Source organism: Actinocorallia lasiicapitis (genome assembly GCF_054778695.1).
Map to the genome: position 1 here is coordinate 1 of NZ_BAAGZI010000314.1, position 7,066 is coordinate 7,066.

The following is a 7,066-nucleotide window of genomic DNA, read 5'->3' on the forward strand; positions in this document are numbered from 1 at the left end:
GCCGCGACCGCGCTGCCGGGCGGGGCGTCGCTCCGGGCGTCCGGCGGGCGTCCGAGCAGAGCGGAGAAGGCGCGGCTCGTCGCGGCGGCCGGCCGGGAGATCGTCGATCTCGGGCTGTCGCTCAACACCTGCGCCGGCTACCTCTCGGCGGGCGAACGTCCCGCCGACTACCGCGACGCGGTCCTCGCGTTCCTCCGGCGCGGCGGCGCCTACCGGTGCGTCCTGCTCGATCCGGCGTGCGAGGACGCGGCGCTCTGGTCCCGGCTCACCGGAGAGGACCTGCCCGCGCGGATCAATGACTCCCTCGCCCGTTTCGCCCGGTTCAAAAGCGTGCATTCGGTGCATGGATTCGAGGTCTTCCAGACCGGCGAAGCGCCCGGAATGTGGGCCTTGTGCACCGATCCCGGCACGTCCCGCGCACTCACGCTCTACTCGCCCTACCTGCCGCGCGCCGACCGCGCAGACCTGCCGCATTATCTGGCCGGGCCCGCCCATCCGGCGCTGTCCGCCGCGTTCGCTCGCGCGATGACGCCCACGAGGCTCCGCCGCGTCCTGTGATCAAGGGGAGAGCGGTAGCTGGACGCCTCGGGTGAGCGGGGCGCGCCACCGCCGCAGGCTGTGCAACTGCTCGGCCAGCGCCAGGGCGAACGCCGCGGCATGGCGTGCGGCGACGGGCTGGGTGCGGGCGTCCTCGTCCGGGTGCTTCATGCCGTCCGCGCGGTCGCTGATCCCGCGGATCGACAGGACCGGGAGTTTGCGGTTGAGATGGCTGGCACGCGACAGCCCCGCCCCTTCCATCTCGACGGCGGCCGCGTCGTTGTAGACCGTCCTGAGCTGCTCGGCGAGCGGGGTGCGGCGCGAGTTCAGAACGACCTCGCCCGCCGCGATCGGCTTGAAATGGATCGCGCACGGCCACGAACGCGTGCGGGCCACATGCCTGGCGAGCTGCTCGAGCTCGTGCGGCGCGTCCCAGACCTGCGGGCGGCTCAGGAACCCGGCATCGGTGTCCTTGCCGCCGTGATAGCCGTAGATCTTCGTGCCGACGACGATGTCGCCCAGCTCGATCTCGTCGCGGAGCCCGCCCGCGACGCCCGCGAACAGCATCGCCTTCGGCTGGAACAGGGCCTTGGCGCGCTCCGCGAAGACGGCCGCGTTGGTGTTGCCCTCACCCGTCTGGACCAGGGCGACGGTGGCGCCGCCCGTCCGCACCCGTCCCGTTTCGAAGATCGTCCCCTCGGGATGCAGGACGGTCTCCAGGCCGTCCAGGCCCTCGCGGACGGCTGCGTATTCGATCTCCAGCGCGGTGAGCACGACGACGCATACCTTCAAGATTCCTCCGGCTCCGAGGCTGTCCGCCCTGGCCCAGACCCTAGCCGCGCGGCATCGGCGCGCCCGGGCGGCGACGGTGCGGGGAGAGTCCGGGAGTGTCGGGCCGAAGCGGGGCGGTCAGACCTCCAGGGAAGTTTCGCCTAGCGCGGTGACGGCACTGGCCTTTCCGTCGAGGGACACCAGCGCATGGGCTTTTCGCCCGAACGCGTACATAAGTAGCTCGGCGGGGGCGCCGGAGAGCTCCACCGGGGTCGGACGGTCGATGACCTGCTTCGCGGGGGCGCCGATTCTGTCAGTGCGGCGCAGGAGGATGCCCACAGATGAGTTGCGGAACAACAGACGGGAACGGCCGATGAGCACCTTCCACAGTTCGTCCTGCACGGCCTGCGACAGGTCACGGGGCTCCCAGCCCTGCTGTGCCCGGCGGACGTCCTCGTGGTGCACGAAGAACTCCGTCGTGTTGACGGCCTGTTCGAGCGGCGGCACCCACCGGATCAGAGCGGGCGGGTTCCGGACGAGATCGACCAATTCGGAGTAGGTGTGACGGTCCCGGACGGAGTCTTGGATCCGTTCGGTACGGGAGGCGAGGGAAGAGATGAGGATGCCGGGAGCCGCGTCGAGACGGCGCTCACGGACGATCAGATGTGCGGCGAGGTCGGCGGTGGTCCAGTCCCCGCAGAGCGTCGGCGCGGCGGCGCCGAGTTCCTCGAGGAGGGAGCAGAGCGCGGACCGTTCGTTCATCGAAGTGGATGCCACGCCGAGCAGTCTATGCAAGGCGTTACGCCGCCCCCTGGCCAGTTCAGGGCTTGGAGCGGGGCCCTAGAGTGGGGGGATGATCGAGCAGCGGAGCGTCCGGGTGGACAGCTGGCTCTGGTCCGTGCGGCTGACGAAGACGCGGTCGATCGCGTCGGACGCCTGCCGTGGCGGTCATGTGCGGATCAACGATGTCAGGGCGAAGCCCGCGCAGGCCGTCAAGGTCGGTGACGAGGTGCGGTTGCGGCACGACGGCCGCGAACGGATCGTCGTCGTCACCAAGCTGATCACCAAACGGGTTGGTCCGCCGGTCGCCGCCGAATGCTACGAGGACAAGACTCCGCCGCCTCCGCCCCGCGAGGCGATCCCCATGCTCCCGATCCGCGACCGCGGCGCGGGCCGCCCCACCAAACGCGACCGCCGAGCCCTCGAAAAACTCTTCGGCTCCCGAACCGACCCCCTCAACCCCACCCACGACGACTAACCCACCCCCACCCCGCCAGACCACATCCATCGGGCGTCGGTCCGCCAAGGCACGGGCAGTGGGCGTTGGTATCGGGCTGCTCTTCTCGGGCAGCCGGGGGTAGCTGAGAGCGTGATGGCGCGCGGTGGAGGGAGCGCGTTGCCTAGGTGCGCGGTGGAGGGAGTGCGGTGTCTAGGTGATGGTCGTGGTGGGGTGCGGCTGCTCGGGTGGGGGTGGAGGTGGGGTGGGTTGTTCAGGTGGGGAAGTGGGGGGTGAGGTCGGTGGGGGAGAGGCCGAAGTCGGCTAGGGAGTAGTGGTGGGAGGGCTGGGCGGAGCCGGAACGGGAGGTGGAGTGGAGGGCGGTCATGGCTGAGCGGGCTTCGGGGGTGAGGGGGAGGTGGAAGTGGGAGTAGGCGGCTTCTACGGTGGCGAGGGGGTCGGCGACGAAGTCGGCGTAGTCGACGTCGAAGAACTGGGCCTGGTCGTGCCGGGCGCGTTCGGCGCGGAAGCGGGCCAGGCCGCGGGACCACAGGTCGAGCTGGCCGCGGCCGATGGTCGCGCCGGTGAAAGTGGTGGACCAGCCTTCGGTGGCCTGGGCGGCGAGGCTGCACATCGACGCCATGGCCGTCTCGGGGGAGCGGTGCGTCTGGATGATCAGCGCGTCGGGGTAGACGGCCAGGAGCGCGTCCAGGGCGAACAGATGGCTGGGGTTCTTGAGCACCCAGCGCCGGTCCTGGTCGTTCAGGCCGATCAGCTGCAGATGCCGGCGGTGCCGCGCGTACGCGGACGTCCAGTCCTGGCCGTCCAGCCACGACGAGTAGGAGGGGACATGGGCGAGGCACTCATACGACAGGGAGCGCATCGACTGGCGGAGAAGCTGCCAGCACTCCTCGACCATGTCGGCCGACATGTAGTGGACTCCCATGAACTCGGGTTTGTCGACGTGGTACCGCTCGTAGCCCGACTGGATCGCCTGGAAGACGGGGTTCTCCGCCCAGGTGTCACGCGGCGGACGCGGTTGCGGCACCTCCGTCAGCCACACCTCGAGCCCCTGGTGGGCGGGGTCGGCGGTGAGCAGCCGGTGCAGCGCGGTCGTCCCGGTGCGCGGCAGCCCGGTGACGAAGATCGGCCGTTCGATCGCGACCTCCCGATGGCCCGGATTGTCCTTCCAGGCCTGCTCGGCGAGCAGCCGGGCGACGAGCGCACCCCGCAGGAACGACCGCATCACCCGGTTGCCGAGCGGCGTCAGCCCGGCCTCCGCCGCATAGGAGTCCAGCAGCACGGCCAACCCGTCGGTGTAGTCGTCCGCCCCGAAATCCGCCAGCCCAGTGATCTTGCTAGCGGACGCGTGCAGATCCTCGACGGTGCCGACATTGTCGCGGGTCATCGGAATTCTCCTGAGCCGAGTCTTATGGATCTTGTTGGTGGCGAGTGCCCGCGCAGAGCACGGCGGGACCGAAGATTCGCAGGGCGAGCCCGAGGGCGTGTTTCGGAGTCGGCGCTCGTAGCGGGGTGCGTGCCTGGGCGTCGCGCAGTAGAGCAGGTCGCTCCGGAAGGCGACCTAGTGGTGCCATTCGCCGCAGTTGACGTCCAGGCACTGTCCGGTGATCGCGCGGGCGAGGGGGGACAGCAGGAAGACGACGGCGTCGGCGATCTCGTCGGGTTCGGGGAGTCTGCGGAGGTCGGTGGTGGCGGCGGTCTCGTCGTAGACGTCCTGGGCCGGGACGCCGCGTTCCTGGGCGAGGTAGTCGAAGTACCACTTCAGGCTGTCCGCCCAGATGTAGCCCGGTGCGACGGTGTTCACCCGGACCCCGGTCGGCCCGAGCTCGGTCGACAGGCTCTGCGCCAGCGCGAGCAGCGCCGCCTTCGACATCTTGTAGGCGCCGAAGGTCCGTTTGGAGTGCCGCAGCACCGCCGAGTTGATCATCACGACGGAGCCGCGGGCTTCGGTGAGCTGGGGTGCGAACAGCCTGGTCAGCCGAAGCGCGGCCAGCACGTTCACCTCGAACGCCGCCCGCACCGCGACGAGGTCAGCGTCGGCCAGATCCGTCATGGGCGGGATGGAGAACGCGTTGTTGACCAGCCCGTCGACCCGGCCGAACGTCTCGAACGCGGCCTCGGCCAGCCGCTCGCACGACGACTGGTCGGTGATGTCGGTCGGGACGGTCAGCGCGCGCCGCCCCAGCCCCTCGACCTCCTTCGCGACCTCGGCGAGCCGCGATTCCGTCCGTGCGGCGAGCACGACGTCCGCGCCGGCCCGCGCGCACTGCAACGCCAGCCCGCGGCCGAGTCCGGGGCCGAGCCCCGAGATCACGACGACCTTGTCCTCCAACAGCATCAGCCGAGCATCCTTTCCGCGACGGCCACCTGACGGGCCGCGATCCGGTCCGACCATTCCCGTGGCGTGACGCGCTGCGCGTCGTAGTAGGGCAGCTTGGGCAGCTCGTCGAACGGGACGATCTCCACCTCTGGGCCGTCCTGCGCGGTGAGCTCGCGGGTCAGCCGCTGCCAGCGGAACTGCAGGTAGCCGCAGCGGTGGCCGGTCCGTTCGATCCAGTTGGCGAGACCGGGGTCGCGCTCGCTGACGATGTAGCGGATCTTCCCGTCGGGGTCGACGCGAGCCTGGTCGGCGGTGAGCGAGGTCTGGTGGTTGATGTAGTCGAGCGAGACGTACCAGCGGCTGCCGAGCTGGAATCCCTGGTAGGGCGCGGTCTCCTTGGCGGCCGCCGGCACCGTGACGATCATGACCTGGTCGTCGTCGAGGTCGTAGTGGCCGGCCGAGGAGAACTGGGTGGCCAGCCCGCCGGGGGTCGGCCGCGGCTCGGACATCGTGTTGACGGGCAGGTTCAGGTAGTGCCACTCGGGGAAGGCGAGGAAGGTCTTGATCCGGTTGACGAGGCTGCGGCCCGCGACGTCGAACTTCTTCTCCATCAGTGCTGGTGTCGGCGCGGGGGGAGGGGTGCCGAGGGTGTCGGCGCGGTGAATGCGTAGTTCGCCGGGTTTCTCGGTGGCCCAGTCGGAGAAGACCTCGCGGACCAGCAGCATCGTCGAGCCCTTGCCGAGCGTGTAGTAGTTCGGGCCGGGGTCCGGCCGGGCGGGGCCGAAGCGGATCTCGAACGTGCCGTCGGCGGCGATGGCGAGCTCGCGGTCGTCGAACGCGGCGAGGCTGTCGGGGGACTGCGCGGGTGTGTAGTCGCCGTTGAGGATCTGGAAGCTGAGGTCGGCGGTGGTGCCGCGGCGTCCGGTGACGACGTACTCGGCGTCGTCGCGGAGGTAGGCGTTGAAGTAGAGGGTGTCGGGGTTGTCGAGACCGAGTTTGGAGTAGGGGCCGGTGGAGCTGGTGAAGAAGGGGTGGTCGCGCTCGTAGGACCAGGCCAGGTGCAGGCACGCCTTGACGCTGCCCGCCAGATACTCCAGCCCTTCGGCGAGGTCCTGTTCCGTGCGGATGAAGGGCGCGTTCCTGATGATCCGCTCGGCCTCGCCGACCGCCGCCGCAAACGACTCCGTAGCCACCGAACTCCCTCGGCTTGCGGTACAAATATGTACCGTGACGGTAGGTTCTCCGGATTTGAGAGTAGAACTTGTTCTAGTGAGGGGTCAATGGGCACAGAGCGGCGATCACCGCCGACGGCACGGGTCGTGGCCGTCCTCGACAGGTTCGTCGCGGCGCGCGGCGAACGTCTGGGGCTGTCGGCCGTGGCCCGCGACCTGGGGTTGAGCAAGCCGACCTGCCTCGGGATCCTCACCGAGCTGACCGCCGCCGGATATCTGCTGCAGGATCCGGTGAGCCGCAGCTACGGGCTCGGGCCCGCGCTGATCGCCGCGGGACGGGCGGCGCGCGCGGGCTTCGCCGCGGCCGACGTGGCGCGGCGGCATCTCGCGCCGCTCGTCGAACGGTTCGGGGCGACATGCGCGGCGTCCACCGTGGTCGACGACCAGATCATGGTGATCGATGCGGTGTCGCCGCCGGGCGCTCCGGCCGTCAAGGTGGGGCAGCGGTATCCGTTCGCGCCGCCGAGCGGGCTGATGTACGTGCTGTGGGGGTCGGACGCCGAGTTCGACCGGTGGCTCGCCAAGGAGCCGACCCTGCCGATGCGGATGGACCGCGACCATCTCCGCGAGGTCGTCACCCAGTGCCGTGCCGCCGGATACCTCGTCGAGTCACTCACCGCGACGGGCCTCCGGCTGCACACCCTGATGGCGGGTGTCGCCGCCTACGATCTGCCGCCGGAGCTCCGCACCCTCATGGGCGAGCTCGCCTCCAGCCTCGGCGAACGCGTCCACCTCCCCGCCGACCTCGACCCCGATCGCCCCCATCCCGTCCACCTGATCGCCGCCCCCACCTACGACGCCAACGGCTCACAAGAACTCGTTCTCACTCTCTATGTCGGCACCTCCATCACCGGCACCGACATCACCACCCGCGCCACCGCCCTCCGCGCCACCGCCCACACCATCACCACCGCCCTCGGCGGCCACCCCCCACCCCACGACCCACCACCCTGACCCCGCCCCCACCCA

At 70.0% G+C, this 7,066-nt stretch carries 8 protein-coding genes; 3 read left to right on the forward strand and 5 right to left on the reverse strand.

Features of this window, described 5'->3' with window-relative positions:
* Positions 1 to 558, forward strand: a 558-nt coding sequence (locus ACYVE7_RS25930; RefSeq protein ID WP_460368066.1) for a hypothetical protein, incomplete at its 5' end; no start/stop codon positions are given.
* Here ACYVE7_RS25930 and ACYVE7_RS25935 read toward each other — a convergent pair.
* A complete protein-coding gene (locus ACYVE7_RS25935) occupies positions 559 to 1,329 on the reverse strand; it encodes a 5'-methylthioadenosine/S-adenosylhomocysteine nucleosidase (RefSeq protein ID WP_460368068.1) in 771 nt (256 codons plus the stop codon). It lies immediately after the preceding gene.
* A gap of 117 nt (positions 1,330 to 1,446) precedes the next feature.
* Positions 1,447 to 2,085 (reverse strand): TIGR03085 family metal-binding protein, encoded by a 639-nt coding sequence (locus ACYVE7_RS25940; RefSeq protein WP_460368070.1) that lies wholly within the window; start codon positions 2,083 to 2,085, stop codon positions 1,447 to 1,449.
* Positions 2,086 to 2,161: 76 nt separating this feature from the next.
* Between ACYVE7_RS25940 and ACYVE7_RS25945 the strand changes: the two genes are divergently transcribed.
* Positions 2,162 to 2,566, forward strand: a complete 405-nt coding sequence (locus ACYVE7_RS25945; RefSeq protein WP_460368071.1) for an RNA-binding S4 domain-containing protein — start codon at positions 2,162 to 2,164, stop codon at positions 2,564 to 2,566.
* A gap of 232 nt (positions 2,567 to 2,798) precedes the next feature.
* Here ACYVE7_RS25945 and ACYVE7_RS25950 read toward each other — a convergent pair whose 3' ends face one another.
* The 3 genes from ACYVE7_RS25950 to ACYVE7_RS25960 form a co-directional block, all read right to left on the reverse strand.
* Positions 2,799 to 3,932: a sulfotransferase family protein gene (locus ACYVE7_RS25950; protein ID WP_460368072.1), complete on the reverse strand. Its 1,134-nt coding sequence runs from the start codon at positions 3,930 to 3,932 to the stop codon at positions 2,799 to 2,801.
* Between the two features lie 174 nt (positions 3,933 to 4,106).
* A complete protein-coding gene (locus ACYVE7_RS25955) occupies positions 4,107 to 4,883 on the reverse strand; it encodes an SDR family oxidoreductase (RefSeq protein ID WP_460368073.1) in 777 nt (258 codons plus the stop codon).
* On the reverse strand, positions 4,883 to 6,058 hold the full coding sequence (locus ACYVE7_RS25960; RefSeq protein ID WP_460368075.1) for a hypothetical protein: 1,176 nt from the start codon (positions 6,056 to 6,058) through the stop codon (positions 4,883 to 4,885). The genes ACYVE7_RS25955 and ACYVE7_RS25960 overlap by 1 nt, the downstream gene beginning before the upstream one ends.
* An 87-nt stretch (positions 6,059 to 6,145) precedes the next feature.
* Between ACYVE7_RS25960 and ACYVE7_RS25965 the strand changes: the two genes are divergently transcribed.
* On the forward strand, positions 6,146 to 7,051 hold the full coding sequence (locus tag ACYVE7_RS25965; RefSeq protein ID WP_460368077.1) for a helix-turn-helix domain-containing protein: 906 nt from the start codon (positions 6,146 to 6,148) through the stop codon (positions 7,049 to 7,051).
* The last annotated feature ends 15 nt before the right edge of the window (positions 7,052 to 7,066 follow it).